Origin of the sequence: Flavobacterium sp. GP15, from assembly GCF_014281985.1 — a bacterium.
Classification (GTDB): domain Bacteria; phylum Bacteroidota; class Bacteroidia; order Flavobacteriales; family Flavobacteriaceae; genus Flavobacterium; species Flavobacterium pygoscelis.
On record NZ_JACFTC010000001.1, the window covers coordinates 182,742 to 200,183 of the forward strand.

Consider the following 17,442-nt stretch of genomic DNA (forward strand, 5'->3'; position numbering starts at 1 on the left):
AATAGCTTTTATGAAAAAACAATTTTTATCTGTATTTTTAGCATTGATCACATATTCTGGGGTTAATGCTCAAGCCAAAGGAACGAAATTAGGCTTTATTGACATGGAATACATTTTAGAAAATGTATCCGATTATACGGAAGCTAAAAATCAGTTAGATCAAAAAGCCAATAAGTGGAAATTAGAAATTGAAACAAAAAAAATTGAAATCAATAAATTAAAAGAAGCCCTAAAAGCAGAAAAAGTTTTATTGACTAAAGAACTAATAGAAGAGAGAGAAACCGAAATTGCGTTTCTTGAAAATCAAAACTTAGAATATCAATTAAAAAGATTTGGGCCTAATGGAGATTTAATGATTCAAAAATCTACTTTAGTCAAACCAATACAAGATCAAGTTTTTACTGCAGTTCAGGATATAGCTGAAAGATTAAAATATGATTTCATTTTTGATAAATCTTCAGATCTAACAATGCTTTTTGCAGCCAAAAGATTTGATATTAGTGAGCAAGTTTTACGAGTATTAAACAGAACAGAAAAAAGAGAGCAACTCACTAAAAAACAGCAAAAAGAAGCTGAAATAAAAGAAAGCAAAGAAGATGCTTTGGATGATAATCCAGATTTAGCAGAAAGAAAAAAACTTATAGAGGAGAAAAAGACGGCACGTGAACAAATTCTAGAAGAGAGAAAATTGCTTCAAGAACAAAAGAAACAAGAATTTGAAGATAAAAGAAAACAAATTCAAGCTGAAAGAGAAGCTAAAAAAGCTGGCACGGTTTCTGCAAATATCAAAGAAGACAATGCGGTAACCACTCCTAAAAATGTTGAAACTAAAAAAGAATCCTTGGAGGAATCTAAGCAAAAAGAAAATGATGCGAGACTAAAAATTTTAGAAGACCGTAAAAAGGTTATTGAAGATCGCAAAAAAGAATTAGACGAAAAAAGAAAAAAAACAATAGAAGAAAGAGAAGCTCTTAAACAGGCTAAAGAAGAAAAAACAAAAGAAAATACAAACAATAATTAATTACTTAATATTTTTAAAATGATGAAACAAATCAAAACTCTACTAATTGCTGCGATATTAATGTTAGGAGCAAATCAAACTATTAATGCACAAGCAAAAACAGCTCATGTTGATGTAAGTGAAATTATGACAAAAATGCCAGCAATGTTAGATGCTCAAAAACAACTAGATAAATTGAGTGGTACATATGATGTTGAATACAAAAAAATGGTTGATGAATACCAAGGAAAATTAAAAAAATACGAAGCAGAAGCTGCAACAGTAACAGAAGCGATCAATGGAGACCGTTCTAAAGAAGTTCAGGACATGCAAAAAAGAATTGTTGATTATAGAGATAATGCTCAAAAAGAATTACAACAAAAAGAATCTGATATCGTTAAACCATTAATGGAAAAAGTAAGAGCTTCTATCCAAAAAGTAGGTAAAGCAAAAGGATTCCAATATGTATTAGACGGTTCTTCTCTTTTACTTGCTGATGGTCCAAACTTGACTGCTGATGTAAAAAAAGATTTAGGTTTCTAAAAAATAGAACATTTATTTGATAAACCGCTCCAACTATTATTAGCTGGAGCGGTTTTTTTTTGGACTAATAATTTTTTAGGAATTTTAAATCAGAGCACTTAACTTTGTTTTAATGGAAAACAATGAAGCAATAGGAATATTCGACTCTGGTATTGGCGGCACCTCTATTTGGTCGGCTATTCACGAACTACTACCTAACGAAAAAACGATATATTTAGCAGATAGTAAAAATGCACCTTACGGACAAAAAACGAAGGAAGAAATCATCGCTTTAAGCATGAAAAATACAGAGTTCTTACTCAATATGAATTGCAAGTTAATTGTTGTGGCATGCAACACGGCTACCACCAATGCAATTCAAGAATTAAGGGCAAAATACGATGTACCATTCATTGGTATTGAACCTGCTATAAAACCAGCTGTATTGCATTCTAAAACTCAAATAATTGGGGTCTTAGCGACACAAGGTACCTTAAGCAGTACCCTTTTTAATAAAACCACAGAGAAGTATCAGGACACCAAAATAATTGAACAAGTAGGCAATGGATTAGTTCAGCTGATAGAGTCTGGACAAATCAATTCTCCTGAAATGACTCAATTGCTCAACTCCTATCTTAAACCAATGATAGAAGCCAACATAGATTATTTAGTATTAGGCTGCAGTCATTATCCTTATCTAATCCCACAGATTAAAGCTATTCTACCTAATCATATTCAAATAATAGATTCTGGTGAAGCAGTTGCCAAACAAACTCAAAAACTATTGAGTGAGACCATAGGATTTAATTCATCTACTAAAAGTGAAACAGTATTTTATACAAATACTGACTCCTCTGTTCTTAAACAAATTTTAGGAAATAAATATAAAGTACAAGAAAAGGAGTTTTAAACTATTTGTCTTCTTTTAACCAGCCAGAATACATAACATAATTATTAGAAATACGTTCAATTTCTCCAGCAAAATCAGATTGATCGATATCTTTGACTTTTTTTGCAGGAACTCCTGCCCAAATTGTACCAGCACCAACAACTGTATTTTGAGTAATTACAGCACCTGCTGCCACAATAGAATTACTTTCTACAACACAATTGTCCATGACAATGGCTCCCATACCAATTAATACGTTATCATGAATGGTACAACCATGCACAATTGCATTATGGCCAATTGAAACATTATTACCAACTACGGTAGCGTGTTTTTGATAAGTACAATGTATTACAGCTCCATCTTGAATATTGACTTTATTGCCAAATTTGATAAAATTTACATCTCCTCTAATAACAGCATTGAACCAAACACTACAATTTTCTCCAAAACTAACATCGCCAATAATTGTTGCATTTTCGGCTACATAACAGTCTTCAGGAATAGATGGCGTTTTGCCATTGACAGTTTTAATAAGCATAATAAATATAAATTAATTAATTGCGGGACAGTTACAATCGTATTTTACGGGTTTGCAAAACAAATCCATTCCCAAAGTGATTTGGTGATATCCACCGTTATCAAACTTAACGTTTCCTGATAATTGAGAATAAGTATAAGCGAACATAAATTTATTGAAATTTACACCGACAATTGGAGTAATATATTGTAATTTTTGTAAAGCAATAGTGTTTCTATTTTTATATTCGGCACCATCAAAACTTCTTCTATAAGACAAACCACCCCAAAGTCTTCCAAAATCTAGATTTTTATAAACTTTTAGATTTACATCAATAGACTTCTCTTTAGTTTTGTCAACCATTTGAAATAAAAGGGAAGGTTCCAATAATAGTTTTTCTTTATTACCAAAAATATAGCCTACGCTCAATAAATATTTTCTTAAATTATCACTTTCATACACGCTATAGATATCACGTCTAGTCTCAACAGCATTCTTGACTGTTGCATGCGCATAAAAATCTAGAAAATTATAAGAAGCACCAATATCTACATTAAAATAAGTGTCTTTTTGAACAATAGAACCATTAATATTAGGATCATAATCACCGGATTTTAAAAATTCAGTTTCGTCTAACTGACTTTGAATTAATCCTGCACTCATACCAAAAGAGAGTTGATTTAAATCAACTTCATCTCTAGAGAACATTAAGTGATAAGCGTAGGTAAGTTTAACTCCTTTTTGAGAATGATAACCATTTTTATCATTAAAAAGAATAATTCCTGCACCCGCTTTTTCTCCTACTCTACCGTTAAAACTAATTGTTTGCAACTCCGGAGCATCATCTTGATTAAACCATTGTTTCCTAGCTGTTAATCTAACTTTTGCACAATTAGATGCACCAGCCATAGAGGGATGAATCAAATAATAGTTGTCAGATAAATAATCCGAGTAAACTGGAATCCCTTCTTGTGCGAAACAATAAAAAGATAAAAAAAACAGTGAAATAGAAATTCTAAGTTTAAAAATCATTTAAGTATTATTAAGCAAATAAAGAATTTAAAATCAATATAATACTTCAATTAAAAAAAAAGTAATTGCATTAAATTTAAACTAAAGTTAATTTATTCATTAAAAAACCAAATATAGGTATTCGTAGAAAATAACTTTAGTAAATTTGTAAAAATTTGAAAAACAATGAAAACGATAACAATAAAAGAAACACAAAACCCAACTATATTAAAGTTTGAATTTCAAGACTTTATCACTCAGAATGAAAGTTTTGAATTTAAAAACATTGATGAAGCTAAACCATCGGCTTTAGCACAACAATTATTCTATTTACCATTTGTAAAAACAATTTACATTTCTGGAAATTTTATTGCTATAGAAAAATACAGCATTGTGGAATGGGATGATGTCAAAGATGCTGTTGCAGAACAAATAGAGAAATTTGTAAACGATGGGGGTACGATTATAACCGTAGATGAAAACAAATCTAAAAAACAACCTGTAACTGTTTATGGTGAAACAACACCAAATCCATCAGCATTAAAATTTGTAGTTAGTAAAATGCTAACTAAAAATGCTATCGAATTTAAAAACATAGATCAGACTTCGGCTTCTCCTTTAGCAAAAGAACTTTTTAAGTTTCCTTATGTAAAAGAAATTTTTATCGATGAAAATTATATTTCTGTAACGAAATATGAAATCAATGATTGGCAAGAAATAACTTTAGAATTAAGAAGCTTTATCAAACAATATATTGAAAATGGTGGAACTGTTTTAGACGAAAATTACGTTGCAACAGTAATTGCTGAAGAAAGCACTAAAGCTCAAGAATTTGATAATTTAGATGTAACTTCACAACAAATCATCAACATATTAGAAGAATATGTAAAACCTGCTGTACAAGCTGATGGAGGTAACATAGCGTTTGAATCTTATAACGAAAGTGACAAAACTGTCAAAGTGATTTTACAAGGTGCTTGTAGCGGATGTCCATCTTCTACTTTTACTTTAAAAAGTGGTATAGAAAACATGCTTAAAAGTATGTTAAATGATGAAAGCATTAAAGTAGAAGCGGTAAACGGATAAAACCTTACTGAATTTCAACGTGTTATGTTAAATAAAATTAAATTTATTCAGTAGATATAAATAAATTTGTATTTTTATAATTAACCAAAAACACAAAACATGTCTATATTAAAAGTAATAGAAGTACTTTCAAGCTCAGAGAAAAGTTGGGAAGATGCAGCTCAAAAAGGAGTTGCAAAGGCATCACAAACAATAAAAAACATTCGTTCTGTTTATGTTAAAGAACAAAGCGCTAAAGTTAGTGATGGTGGTATAACAGAATTTCGACTGAATATGAAAATAACATTCGAACTCGAATAAATTAATTATCGACTAGAAATAGAATAAAAAAAGCATCTCATTAGAGGTGCTTTTTTTATTCACTATATCTTCATAAACATTTACAAAAGTAAAAGAAAACTAAACAACAAAACAGCAGTATTGATTGAGTAGACATTATTATTCTTTTCATGAAATCAACAAAATTAATATAGCATCTGATTATCAGTAAATTATTAGTGTTTTAATAAAGTAATGTTCACAAAAAAAGACTATTATTGCGTAACTAATCAAACAAAATAATATGGGACTATCATCATTTTTTAAGAATTTATTTGGCTCTGCCAAAGAAACTGCTATTGAATTAACAGATAAAGCAGAAAGTACTTTAGAGCAAGCAAAAGAATCTGCGGCTCCGTATTTAGAAAAAGTAGAAAATTTTTCAGAAGAGACCTTAGAAAAAGCAAAAGAAACAGCAAAACCTTATTTGGAAAAAGCACAAACTATGGCTGAAGATACATTTGAAAAAGCCAAACAAACTACAACTCCCATTCTAGATAAGGCAGAGAATTATGCAAATCAAGCCAAGGAAACATTAAATGAATACTCTGAAAAAGCTGAAAAATCGATCGGTGATGTAGTAGATTCACTTAAAGAGAAGGCAGGAATGTCTAACGAAAAAGCAAATGAAATAGCAGTAGATACTACAACCAAAATTAATACTACTGCTGAAGCAATTAAAGAAAATGTACAAGAATTCACTAGTGATTCAGAAACCATTCTAAAAGACTCTGTGGATTCTTTAAAAGAAAAGACTAACACTGTTTCAGAAAAAGTAGAAGATTTTGCAGAAGAAGCTAAAAATACTATTGCAGACAATGTAGAAGAATTAAAAGAAGCAACTCAAAACACAATAAATAAAAAAGAAGAGAACTTAGATTAATTTAATAAAATGAATTAATTTGTATCTTTGTACATCAACCAAACCTTCTCATATGAGAAGGTTTTTTATTTAGAAAAAATGAATTTAAATCCAGAACAAATAACAGACTACGCAAGCCATTTTTTAAAAGTACTAATTGATTATTCACCAAAATTAATTTCTGCCTTTCTTATCCTATTCGTAGGGCTTTACGTTATACGTTTAATAAATAGATTTATACGAAAGTTAATGATTAGTAGAAAGTTAGAACCTACATTAACAAAGTTCTTAGCAGATATATTACTTTGGGTGCTAAGAGTACTATTATTTGTATCATTTATTGGCAAATTAGGAATAGAAACCTCCTCATTTGTCGCTATTTTAGGAGCTATGGGACTTGCAGTAGGATTATCACTTCAAGGTTCCTTATCTAATTTTGCAGGCGGAATGCTAATTATTTTATTCAAGCCATTTAAAGTTGGGAATACAATTGAAGCTCAAGGTGTTGTCGGAACGGTTTCAGAAATACAAATATTTGTAACTAAATTAATTACAAGCAACAATCAAACTATTTTTATACCAAATGGATCTTTATCTAATGGAACAATTATCAATTACTCGTTACAAGAAACAAGAAGAGCAGATTTGAACATAGCGATATCCTACGACACCGATATCAAAAAAGCTAAAGAAATTATCATGACTGTTTTAAATAGCAATCCAAAAATATTAAAAACACCTGCAGCGGAAGTCTCTGTAAAAAGCCTGACCGATACCGGAATTCAATTAGCGGTTAGACCTTGGGCAAAAAACGAACATTTCTGGGGCGTTTATTCAGATACTTTAGAGGAATGTAAAAGAGCTTTTGATGCTGCAGGAATAACTATTCAACCATTTGTAATGGAACTTTCAAAAAGCACAGAAAACAATTCAAAAAAAGAGCAAAGCAATCAATAGATGTTCAAAGAAGTTTTAAATTACTTTTTTGAAGGAGTAATCATAAAATCTTTTAAGTAATAAGGTTCAAAATAAGCTACATCAACTGTGTCGTTTATTTTGAACTTTTCATAACTTATTGCACTCATTTCTTTAGCAGATGGGTATTTGATATTTTCTAAAAAATAAAAGTTTTCTTTAGTTAATACAGACTTGCATTTTTCGGCGCAGTCACCAACGAAGTAAAGTTTTTCTTCTAACTCTGAAAAAGAATCTTCTGAAATAATTTCGGCTAAGATTTCTCTTTTTTTATCAAATTTTTGATTAAAAACAGCACTGTAAACTTCCATTCTTCTGGCATCAATCATCGGAATTATTAATCCATCAGAAACTGAAACTTGCCTTGCTAAAACTTGTAATGTATCAACAGCAATCAAAGGAATCCCTAAAGCAAAACAAAGCCCTTTTGCAGCCGAAACTCCAATTCTCAATCCTGTATAAGATCCTGGACCTTGACTTACAGCAATTGCCTTTAAATCTTTTAAACTAATATCCGCTTCTTTAACAATTTCCTCTATAAATACGTGTAAACGTTCGGCATGAGAATACCCTTCCTCTGCAATTTCTTTACATAATATTGTTTTACCCTCTTTTGCTAGAGCTACAGAACAATTTTTGGTAGCAGTCTCAATATTTAATATATATTCCAATTTCAGATTTTATTTAAAAATGAAAATCACAATTATAAAAATTTTATAATTGTGATTTAAAAAATGATGCATTAATCAATTACTTTTTATTTTTTGTTTTTTCATTATCAGTTTTTAAAGAAACTAAATCTCCTGAATTCAAATCTTTAGTTACTGTTGCATAAGGTCCTGTAATAACAACATCGCCTTTTTGAAGCCCTGTTAAAACTTCAATATTTGTATCATCTTGAATTCCTGTTTTAATAATTCTAATTTTGGCCTTGTCTCCTACTTTAACAAAAACACACTCGAATTTTTTATCTACTTTTGGGGCGTCCTTTTGTTCATCTTTAGGATCTACAACAACAATATTTTTTACAGCAGTAGTATCCGACTTAACCACAACAGAACTAATAGGAACTGACAAAACATTCGCTTTTGTTTGAGTAATAATATCAACTGTTGCAGTCATTCCCGGTCTAAAAGGAGAATATGTATCCGGTTTTCCTTCTAATAAGTCTTTATAGGAATCTTTCAATATTCTTACCTTAACCTTAAAATTAGTTACTTGATCTGCTGTCAAAGCTGAACTAGCCGAATTAGAAATACTAGTTACAGTTCCTTTAAATTGTTTTTTCAAATAGGCATCAACTTCTACGTTTGCCTCATCTCCAACTTTAATCTTTACGATATCATTTTCATTAACATTAACTTCAACTTCCATATTATTCAAGTTGGCAACTCTTAAAATCTCAGTTCCTGTCATTTGTTGCGTCCCTAAAACACGTTCTCCTAGTTCAACATTCAATACTGAAATAGTTCCATCTGCAGGTGCATAAATTGTAGTACGCCCCAAATTGTCTTTCGCTTCGTTTACAGTTGCAGAGGCACTTTGTACATTAAAGTAAGCACTTTGTTTTGCTGCTTTTGCAACTTCATAGGAAGAAACTGCTTTATCCCAATCTGATTTTGAAATAATTCCTTTTTCAAATAAAGTTTTATTTCTATCATAACTTGATTTAGATTCATTGAAAGAAGCATCCGCTTGACTTAAATTGGCTTTGGTTCCTGATAAATTAGAAATGGAACGATTGTAACCAGAAGTATATAAATCAGGATTAATTTTTACTAATAAATCTCCTTTCTTTACTACCTGTCCTTCTTTTACATTCAAAGAAATAATCTCACCTGAAACTTCCGACGAAATTTTAACTTCAATTTCTGGTTGAATTTTTCCAGTAGCCGAAACAGTTTCTACAATAGTCATTGGTACCACTTGAGCCGTTTCTATTTCGGTACCTTTCTCCTTATTACCGATTACTCCTGACTTTGAAAGAATTACTAGACTTGCAATTAGTACTACAGCACCTCCTATTAGGATATAAATTGTTTTTTTAGACATAATTAATTTAGTTTTTGATGAGAGAAATTCCAAAATAGAATTCTAAGATTTTAATTTTAAAAATGTAATCGTACTTAGTTCTAATAACTTCTGATTGCGCATTAGTTAATAAGGTTTGCGATTGGTTAAAATCGAAAGAGTTCATTAAACCAACATCATATTTTTCTTTTGCATAATCGTAGGCTCCTTGTCTGGCCTCTAAGGCTGCTAAAGAGGATTCATAAGTATTAAGAGCTCCTTTAGCATCTGCAAAAGCAGTGAAAACATTTCTCTGTAAATCCAAATCTTGTTGTTCTACTGCAATCTTTGATTTATCAAGACTTACTTTAGAGCGCTCTATGTTATTGCTTACCGAAAATCCATTAAAGATTGGAATTGAAATTTGCACACCAAAAGATTGCCCTTTATTATTACTAAATTGATCAAAAAATGGTTCTGGTCCACCTAATACTCTACTGAAATTAGGAGCTAAAACATTTTGATTGGTACCTTCTACAAACCCCACTACTGATGTGGGACTTGCCGCATTTGGCACAACTCCAGTGATCCTATCGCTATAAGCAACTCTAGAATTAAAACTATAAAAACCTTGAATGGTAGGCATGTGAGCTCCTCTTGAAATTTCAAGATTTTTTTGTGCTATTTCTAGATTAGTTCTAGCAATTTTACTTTCTATTTTAGTTTCTAAAGCTTTACTATAAATTGCCGAAGGAGATTGAGATAAAATATTATTTTCATCATTAATATTGGTATCATCAACTACCTCAAAGTTTTCAAAATCTTTAAGCTGTAATAGTTGACTTAAACTCAACTTAGAAATTAGCAAAGCATTTTCTGCAACAATAACATTTTGATTATTTAAGGCAACTGTAGCTTTAATATCTAATAAGTCACCTCTAGGAATAGAACCCGCATTCACCAATTCCTGTGATCTTGAAAATTGCTTTTCATTGATTCCTAATTGTTCTTTTTGAACCTTTAGATTTTCTTTATTAAAAAGAACTTGCAAAAAAGCATTAGCAACATTCAATGCAACATCTTCCTGCATTTTTACCAATTGATATTGAGAAGCTAAAATTGACAAATTCGCTTTGCGCAAATTATTTTGATTTTGTAAACCTCTATAAATATCAATTCCAACATTTACACCTGCAGATGTAAATTGTGTAGTTTGATTTTGAAGAAGTCCTGTTGTAATATCCTGATTCAAACCAATATTCCAAGAATGAGATGCACTAGCATTAACAGATGGAAGAAATTTACCTATAGCGCCTCTCTTATCAATTAACGCAACCTTAGAATCAAGTTCAGTTTGCTTAATCGAAATATTATTCTTTATAGCATATTGTACACATTCCTCTAGAGTCCATTTTTTGGCTTGTGCTTGTATAGTCACACAACCTGCTACAATAGTTATTAAACTGAGAAAAAATCTTTTTTTCATATTTTTTTTGAATAAAAGTGCAGAAACGATGCAAAACAAATTTAAGTTTTTATAACAAAGATCACTGTATTAATATAAATTATTTTACTCGTAATTACATTATAAAGCTATTAGACTTTAAGAAATAGCTTTTGTTACAAAAAACGATAAAAAAAGAATTCTTTTGTTAATTTTACTGCATTAAACTAAATTAAAAATGTCAAAATCAAGTTTTATATATAGCCTAGTTGGCTTCTGCATCTTCATGAGTAGTTGTGCACCAACAAATAAAATCGATGCTTTAAAACCAGAGCCTGATGATGCAACGCCCTTAGTTTATGAGAACACACCGTCCTTTATAAACATGCCTATTAGTGTAAAGATAAAAGACATTGAGTATCAAACAAACTCCGTCTTGAACGGACTTATATATGAAGATAATACTATTGAGGATGATGATATTGAAATGAAGATATGGAAGCTTGCTCCCATCACAATAAAAAATGACAACGCAGCAAAAGGCGAAAAAATCAAAACTACACTTCCCTTAAAAGCAGTAATTAAATACAGAATCGGAACCAAAAAATTAGGCATTGAAATGTATGACATCCGTGAATTTCATCTCGACGGAGTTGTTACACTAATTAGTGATGTAGCTTTGGTCAATTGGAAATTAACTACAAAAACAGAATTAAAATCTTTAGAATGGAATGAAAATCCAACGATGACTCTTTTTGGGAAAAATCTTCCAGTGACCTATCTAATAAATCCCGCAATCAAACTTTTTAAAACAAAAATTGAAACAAAAATTGATGCTATTATAGAAAAATCAATGGACTTTAAGCCAAATGTATTAGAAGCACTTGAAAAGATTTGCACACCATTTCAAATGAGCGAAAGTTATGAAAGTTGGCTTAGAATTGTTCCCATCGAAATATACTCTACGAATGCTAAGTTAAAAAATGATGCTTTTATTTTAGACATGGGAATGAAATGCAATATGGAAACTCTTATAGGAAGACAACCAGAATCAAAATTTAACGCATCAAAAATTACCTTAAAACCTGTCACTACGATTCCAAATGCAATTTCTGCAAATATTGTTGCTGTTTCCACCTACAGAGATGCTTCGAAAATAATAACCAAAAACTTTTATGGACAAGAATTAGGTTCAGGATCAAAAAAAGTAAAAGTACAAGAAGTTTCTATTTGGCATAAAAACGGCAAAATGATAATCGCATTAGACCTTTTGGGAGCCGTGAACGGAACTATTTATTTATCTGGAACTCCTCAATATAATGAACAAACAAAAGAGATTTACTTCAATCAATTGAATTACGTATTAGACACTAAAAGTAAATTGATGAGAACTGCAAACTGGCTTGCAGAGGGTATAATTTTAAAGAAAATTGAACAAAGCTGTCGCTATTCTATAAAACCAAATTTAGAGGAAGCACAAAAAAGTATGATGACTTATTTAAAAAATTACTCGCCAATGCCAGGAGTGTTTGTAAACGGCAAAATGGAAGAAATTCAGTTTGAAAAAATTCAATTAAACAACCAAGCAATCCTTGCCTTCATTAAAGTAAACGGCGTAGTGAATGTATCTGTCAACGGTATAAAATAATGATAGACAAGTTTCGAAATAAATTTATTAGCCCACTTTATTCTTTCTCATTCTATAAACAGCATACCCAATGCCTCCAACTAAAAGATAAGGAATTGCCATTAAATAAACTATCCCATCGTTAATAGCCTCAGCTTTTGCAGTATTACCTTCGCTAGTTAAGGCAGCACGACACATTGCGCACTGTGCATTTGAAGAAACAGAGAAAAGACCGAAAAAAAGAAGACAAAAATAAATTGACCACTTTCTTTTTATATTTTTTGTTTTAATATACATAATAAGGTGAAATCATTAAATAAACTACTACTCCAGTAACAGCAACATATAACCAAATAGGAAATGTAATTCGTGCAATCTTTTTATGCATTTCGAAATTTTGCGATAATGCCCTCACGTAAGTTATTAATACCATTGGTATAATAGCTATCGACAAAATAATATGAGAGGCTAAAATGAAAAAGTAGATATAACGAACAAATCCTACACCGCCAAATTTTGTAGAATCGGCCGTCATATGATATGCAACATACATCACAAGAAAAGCAACTGACAAGGCAATTGCACCTGTCATTAAGCCTTCGTGGAGCTTTTTTTTACCATTCTTAATAGCAACAACTGCAGCGATTAAAAGTAAAGCGGTCAAACCATTAGTAGAGGCATAAATAGGAGGCAAAAAAGAAAGCGGCGCTACATCAAACCCAAAGTCTTTAAGTTTTACACCAAAAAGGATCGCAACAACAACTGGAATCACAATAGAAACAGCAATAATGAGTCTATTGTATTTTTGTTCTAATGAATTATTTTTCATTTATTCTGCTAATAATATATTAATATCTTGTTGAATATTTCTAACCCCTTTTTTATCTAAACCATCGTAATATAAAATTGGATTTCCATACTCATCATTTCTACAACGGATATTCCCGTTTTTATCAATCAAAGCAAACAAACCAGAATGCTCAAATCCACCTGCAACTTTATTGTTTTGACCAGCATAAAGATTAAAACCTTTATTTGCTAATTTAAAAATATAGTCTTTATCACCTGTTAAAAAATTCCAGTTGGAGGATTTAACCCCTAAATCTTTAGCATGCTGCTTTAATACTTCAGGCGAATCGTGTTCTGGATTAATAGTAATAGACACAATTCCAAAATTGGGATTCCCAAAAAACTTATTTTCAAGAATAAGCATGCTTTCATTCATCTTTGGACAAATTGTTGGACATGTTGAAAAGAAAAATTCCAATACATACACTTTCCCTTTATAGGTTTCATTGGTAATTTTCTTATTATCTTGATTAACTAATTCAAAATTTGGAACAGCTCCAATTTTAATTAGTTTACCTTCATCTGCAGTTTTAGGTTTAATACGATCTAATCGTTCTCCCTGAACCGTTTTATCATTTTTAATTCGTTCGACAATTTTTGGGATTGCATAAATTCCAAAAATTAAGATAATAAATGAAATACCTATATATGATTTATTTTTAAGCATCTTATAATAAATTAAATTTGTCTAGTAGCGTTTTTATTTTTTTTGTAGGCAGCACGATATTCATAAAGAATAACTTTAAAATCATCTAACATTTCGTTACTCAACTCAGCTGGATGAAAGGTATTATATCCTTCTTTAGTTCCTTTAACTAATTTTCTACCGCGAAGGTTTCTATTTTTATCAATAATATAAACTTTAGAAGTTCCAAGTTTATCGTCTAATTTCTCTACTAATTTTAATTGCTCATAATAGGCTTTAATCTCTTCTGGAGAGGCGAAAACAAAACGCCATTGAGAAACATCAGTAAACATAGCAAAAGCATCAACTACTTTCTTGGCATCACTTTCTGTTCCTATAGGACAGAGGATAACAAATTGAACATCTTTAAATTTATGATAAGTCTGATATATCTTTTGGTTTAAATTAAAAAAATTACCTCTATTTTTTAAAAGTTCAGTTCCTGAAAAACCAAGAATAGTCACTTTCCCATTTAAAGTAATTTCCTTACCATCTAAAGTATTCCAATGCCCAAAATCAGCAGTATTAGTAGTTAGGGTTGGCAACTTTGTATATCCGTTTACACCAGAAGCAAAGAATAAATAAGCTACAATAGGCAAAACAAATAGAACGAAAAGAACAATATTTTTTTTCATTATAATACCTTAATTTTACTATATAAAAAAAGGTACCCGCTAGAACGGATACCCTCTTTATGAATTAATATTTTTTTAAAAATTCCATTTAATGGTAGAGTTTTTAAACACCTCATAAATATAATCCCCTTCGGTCAAAAGAATAAAGAGTAAATATAAAATCAGAAAAATTACTGGAAAAACAACTGCACTCCTTAAAGTACTTTTTTCACCTTCCATGTGCATAAATGCCCAAACGATGTAATATGCTTTATAAAGAGTTAGCGCATAAAAAACCCAATTAAGAATGTTCATACTCAGAAAATCGTTCATAAAAAGAAAATCTGGTTTTACTATTCCTAGATAAACCTCTACTATTGTAACGGCAGACAATATTCCGAAAACCTTCCAGATTCTACCTATGTTAGATACGTGTACGTGTGACATAACAAATATTTTTTTTGAAATTAAACTAGATAGAAAACAGTAAATACAAATACCCAAACTAAATCGACAAAGTGCCAGTAAAGACCCACTTTCTCAACCATTTCATAGCTTCTTCTTTTTTCATAAGTTCCGATAAGAACATTGAAAAATATAATGATATTAATAATAATACCAGAAAAAACGTGGAAACCGTGGAAACCTGTGATAAAGAAAAAGAAATCAGCAAATAATTTATTTCCATATTCATTTCTGATCAAGTTTGCACCTTCAACAACGTATTGAGCATCGCCCAATCTTGCTTCAGATTCTTTTCTTGAAAGAATTGTTTTTTGCTTTTCTTTATTCACAACCTCTGTTCTAATCAAAAGTTCTGGATGCGCTTTAAAACCTGCCTGAACTTCCTCTACAGAGAATGAAGGCAAAGAAGGCTCACTCATAAACCATTTTGCTTTATCTCTAGTAAGTTGCTCTCTTCCTTCTGGCAAAGCAACTGCAAACTCAGCTAATGCTACACGTTTACCGTCCTTGTCAACAAATTGAAGTAAACTACCCCCTTTTGTCTCAATAGCACCATATTCACCTTTAATAAAGTTTTTCCATTCCCAAGCTTGAGATCCAACAAAGATTATACCTCCGATAATGGTTAAAAACATGTAAAGCGCTACTTTACCTTTTTTCATTTGATGACCTGCATCAACAGCTAATACCATTGTTACAGATGAAAAAATCAAAATAAAAGTCATTAATGCAACATAATACATCGGAGCAGATACTCCGTGCATAAACGGGAAGTGAGTAAACACTTCATCGGCTATAGGCCATGATTCAATAAATTTAAACCTAGAAAAACCATACGCCGCAAGAAACCCTGAGAAAGTTAAAGCATCCGATACGATAAAAAACCACATCATCAATTTGCCATAACTAGCCCCCATTGGCTCATTGTTGCCTCCCCAAGTTTTCTCTTCACTATTAGCAGTAGTAACTGTCGATTCCATATAAGTTATTCGTTAAAAAGTTCACAAATTTACGTTTTTTTCTTATTTAAAGAAATATAAAAATAAAAACAAATAAACCCACAATAAGTCTAGAAAGTGCCAGTACATTGCACCTAGTTCAATTCCAAGGGTTTGAGATGAATTGTATTTTTGTTTAAAATGATTATAAATTATAATTAGAAGTGAAATCATACCACCAGCAAGGTGAATCAGGTGCACAACCGTTACAACGTACAAAAAAGTTGTCGTTATTGAACTTCCACTTCCAGTGAAATAATAACCACTATTTACTATTTGTCCGAAACCTACAAATTGTAAAATTACAAACAAAATTCCAAGAAATAAGGTACTCAAAAGAAAAACTGAAGTTTTACCCTGATCGTCTCTCATTATTGCTTTTTTAGCCAAATAAAAGGTAACACTACAACCAATAATTGCTGCAGTACTATAATAAAATGCCGATGGCAACTGAAAGTCTTTTAACCAATCTACTCTTGATTTACTTACTACAAAAGCACTTGTAAGCCCTGCAAACATCATCGTCATACTGACCATAGAAAACAGCAAAATCAATTTATATGATCGTGCAGTTCTAGATTTCTGTTCATCTGTTGTCATTATCATTTCCATAACTATCTTAAAAATTTATCTATTATATAAACAAGTTGCAACAATGTAATATACAAAACACTGACCAACATCAATGTACGTGCTGCTTTAGCCGTTCTTAACTTGTACAATCTAAAAGCATAAAATAACATCCATAACCCCAAAATAAGTACTACAACTGCAGCAACTGGAGTTATATATAATCGTCCAGTAAATCCTAAAACCGGTAATAAGGACGCTAAAATAAGCCAAATTGTATATAAAATAACCTGCAATGCGGTTCCTTTATCTTTTTTTCCTGTTGGTAACATAAAGAAACCTGCCTTCTCATAATCTTCATACAAAAACCAACCTATTGCCCAGAAATGAGGAAATTGCCAAAAAAATTGAATTAAAAATAATGTACCTGCCTCAATACCAAACTCTCCAGTTGCTGCTACCCAACCTAACATAAAAGGAATAGCTCCAGGAAAAGCACCAACAAAAACCGACAAAGAAGTCATGGTTTTTAGCGGAGTATAAACACTAGTGTATAAAAATATTGATATAGCCCCAAACATAGCTGTTTTAGGGTTAATTGTATAAAGAAGTACTAATCCTATTACTGTTAAAAAACTCGCTACTAACAAAGCGCTCCCTTTAGACATTCTTCCAGAAGGAACAGGACGATTTTTAGTTCTGTCCATTAAAGCATCTAGGTCTTTTTCGATAATCTGATTAAATGCATTTGACGCACCCACCATACAGTAACCTCCAATAGCTAACTTAAACAAAATCAACCAGTTTAAAGAATGAAGATCGTTTATCCCTAGCATAAATCCAGCTAAAGACGAAAAAACAACACTCACAGCTAGACGCGCTTTAGTGATCTCGCGAAAATCTATATAAATGGATTTGAAGGAAAGGGTACTTTTAGTTGCGTTCAATGCTAGTAATTATTTTAGTTGTAAAAACTTTTGCAAAAGTAGGTTATCAA

Annotated in this window: 21 protein-coding genes; 8 read left to right on the top strand and 13 right to left on the bottom strand. The window is 31.1% G+C overall.

What is annotated here, in order from left to right; genetic code table 11:
• The first annotated feature begins 10 nt into the window (after window positions 1-10).
• From H2650_RS00830 to murI, 3 genes are all read left to right on the top strand, one after another.
• On the top strand, window positions 11-1,021 hold the full coding sequence (locus tag H2650_RS00830) for an OmpH family outer membrane protein (RefSeq protein WP_188048863.1): 1,011 nt from the start codon (window positions 11-13) through the stop codon (window positions 1,019-1,021).
• 21 nt (window positions 1,022-1,042) lie between these two features.
• Entirely contained in the window at window positions 1,043-1,543 is a 501-nt protein-coding gene (locus H2650_RS00835; protein WP_188049498.1) for an OmpH family outer membrane protein, read from the top strand.
• Window positions 1,544-1,655: 112 nt separating this feature from the next.
• A complete protein-coding gene (murI, locus tag H2650_RS00840) occupies window positions 1,656-2,432 on the top strand; it encodes a glutamate racemase (RefSeq protein ID WP_188048864.1) in 777 nt (258 codons plus the stop codon).
• A gap of 1 nt (window position 2,433) precedes the next feature.
• Here the strand turns inward: murI and H2650_RS00845 are convergent, their stop codons facing one another.
• Both H2650_RS00845 and H2650_RS00850 read right to left on the bottom strand, forming a co-directional pair.
• Complete coding sequence (locus H2650_RS00845) at window positions 2,434-2,952, bottom strand: gamma carbonic anhydrase family protein (RefSeq protein ID WP_188048865.1); 519 nt, start codon at window positions 2,950-2,952, stop codon at window positions 2,434-2,436.
• A 12-nt stretch (window positions 2,953-2,964) separates the two neighbouring features.
• Window positions 2,965-3,963 (bottom strand): type IX secretion system membrane protein PorP/SprF, encoded by a 999-nt coding sequence (locus H2650_RS00850; RefSeq protein ID WP_188048866.1) that lies wholly within the window; start codon window positions 3,961-3,963, stop codon window positions 2,965-2,967.
• Window positions 3,964-4,128: 165 nt separating this feature from the next.
• Here H2650_RS00850 and H2650_RS00855 point away from each other — a divergent pair, with 165 nt between their 5' ends.
• The 4 genes from H2650_RS00855 to H2650_RS00870 all read left to right on the top strand — a co-directional run bounded on the left by H2650_RS00855 (window position 4,129) and on the right by H2650_RS00870 (window position 7,165).
• On the top strand, window positions 4,129-5,028 hold the full coding sequence (locus H2650_RS00855; RefSeq protein WP_188048867.1) for a NifU family protein: 900 nt from the start codon (window positions 4,129-4,131) through the stop codon (window positions 5,026-5,028).
• A gap of 99 nt (window positions 5,029-5,127) precedes the next feature.
• Entirely contained in the window at window positions 5,128-5,328 is a 201-nt protein-coding gene (locus H2650_RS00860) for a dodecin family protein (RefSeq protein ID WP_188048868.1), read from the top strand.
• Between the two features lie 262 nt (window positions 5,329-5,590).
• Entirely contained in the window at window positions 5,591-6,229 is a 639-nt protein-coding gene (locus tag H2650_RS00865; RefSeq protein WP_188048869.1) for a hypothetical protein, read from the top strand.
• A 78-nt stretch (window positions 6,230-6,307) separates the two neighbouring features.
• Window positions 6,308-7,165, top strand: a complete 858-nt coding sequence (locus tag H2650_RS00870; RefSeq protein WP_188048870.1) for a mechanosensitive ion channel family protein — start codon at window positions 6,308-6,310, stop codon at window positions 7,163-7,165.
• A gap of 20 nt (window positions 7,166-7,185) precedes the next feature.
• Here H2650_RS00870 and tsaB read toward each other — a convergent pair whose 3' ends face one another.
• The 3 genes from tsaB to H2650_RS00885 all read right to left on the bottom strand — a co-directional run bounded on the left by tsaB (window position 7,186) and on the right by H2650_RS00885 (window position 10,679).
• Window positions 7,186-7,854, bottom strand: a complete 669-nt coding sequence (gene tsaB / locus H2650_RS00875) for a tRNA (adenosine(37)-N6)-threonylcarbamoyltransferase complex dimerization subunit type 1 TsaB (protein ID WP_188048871.1) — start codon at window positions 7,852-7,854, stop codon at window positions 7,186-7,188.
• A gap of 79 nt (window positions 7,855-7,933) precedes the next feature.
• Window positions 7,934-9,235: an efflux RND transporter periplasmic adaptor subunit gene (locus H2650_RS00880; RefSeq protein WP_188048872.1), complete on the bottom strand. Its 1,302-nt coding sequence runs from the start codon at window positions 9,233-9,235 to the stop codon at window positions 7,934-7,936.
• A 7-nt stretch (window positions 9,236-9,242) separates the two neighbouring features.
• Window positions 9,243-10,679: a TolC family protein gene (locus H2650_RS00885; protein WP_188048873.1), complete on the bottom strand. Its 1,437-nt coding sequence runs from the start codon at window positions 10,677-10,679 to the stop codon at window positions 9,243-9,245.
• 196 nt (window positions 10,680-10,875) lie between these two features.
• Between H2650_RS00885 and H2650_RS00890 the strand changes: the two genes are divergently transcribed.
• Window positions 10,876-12,285 carry a DUF4403 family protein gene (locus H2650_RS00890; protein ID WP_188048874.1) on the top strand — a complete coding sequence of 470 codons (1,410 nt, stop codon included), beginning with the start codon at window positions 10,876-10,878 and terminating at the stop codon, window positions 12,283-12,285.
• A gap of 27 nt (window positions 12,286-12,312) precedes the next feature.
• On the opposite strand, the gene H2650_RS15985 is transcribed toward H2650_RS00890, so the two are convergent.
• From H2650_RS15985 to cyoE, 8 genes are all read right to left on the bottom strand, one after another.
• Window positions 12,313-12,462 (bottom strand): hypothetical protein, encoded by a 150-nt coding sequence (locus H2650_RS15985; RefSeq protein WP_370566786.1) that lies wholly within the window; start codon window positions 12,460-12,462, stop codon window positions 12,313-12,315.
• An 88-nt stretch (window positions 12,463-12,550) separates the two neighbouring features.
• On the bottom strand, window positions 12,551-13,093 hold the full coding sequence (locus tag H2650_RS00900; protein WP_188048876.1) for a DUF420 domain-containing protein: 543 nt from the start codon (window positions 13,091-13,093) through the stop codon (window positions 12,551-12,553).
• Window positions 13,094-13,780, bottom strand: a complete 687-nt coding sequence (locus tag H2650_RS00905) for an SCO family protein (protein ID WP_188048877.1) — start codon at window positions 13,778-13,780, stop codon at window positions 13,094-13,096.
• Window positions 13,781-13,791: 11 nt separating this feature from the next.
• Window positions 13,792-14,433, bottom strand: coding sequence for a hypothetical protein (locus tag H2650_RS00910; protein ID WP_188048878.1), 642 nt, complete (start codon window positions 14,431-14,433; stop codon window positions 13,792-13,794).
• 75 nt (window positions 14,434-14,508) lie between these two features.
• Window positions 14,509-14,859, bottom strand: a complete 351-nt coding sequence (locus tag H2650_RS00915; RefSeq protein WP_188048879.1) for a cytochrome C oxidase subunit IV family protein — start codon at window positions 14,857-14,859, stop codon at window positions 14,509-14,511.
• Window positions 14,860-14,879: 20 nt separating this feature from the next.
• Entirely contained in the window at window positions 14,880-15,857 is a 978-nt protein-coding gene (locus H2650_RS00920; protein ID WP_188048880.1) for a cytochrome c oxidase subunit 3, read from the bottom strand.
• A gap of 42 nt (window positions 15,858-15,899) precedes the next feature.
• Window positions 15,900-16,487, bottom strand: coding sequence for a cytochrome c oxidase subunit 3 (locus H2650_RS00925; RefSeq protein WP_188048881.1), 588 nt, complete (start codon window positions 16,485-16,487; stop codon window positions 15,900-15,902).
• Between the two features lie 2 nt (window positions 16,488-16,489).
• Window positions 16,490-17,392: a heme o synthase gene (gene cyoE, locus H2650_RS00930; RefSeq protein WP_188048882.1), complete on the bottom strand. Its 903-nt coding sequence runs from the start codon at window positions 17,390-17,392 to the stop codon at window positions 16,490-16,492.
• Window positions 17,393-17,442 lie beyond the last annotated feature (50 nt).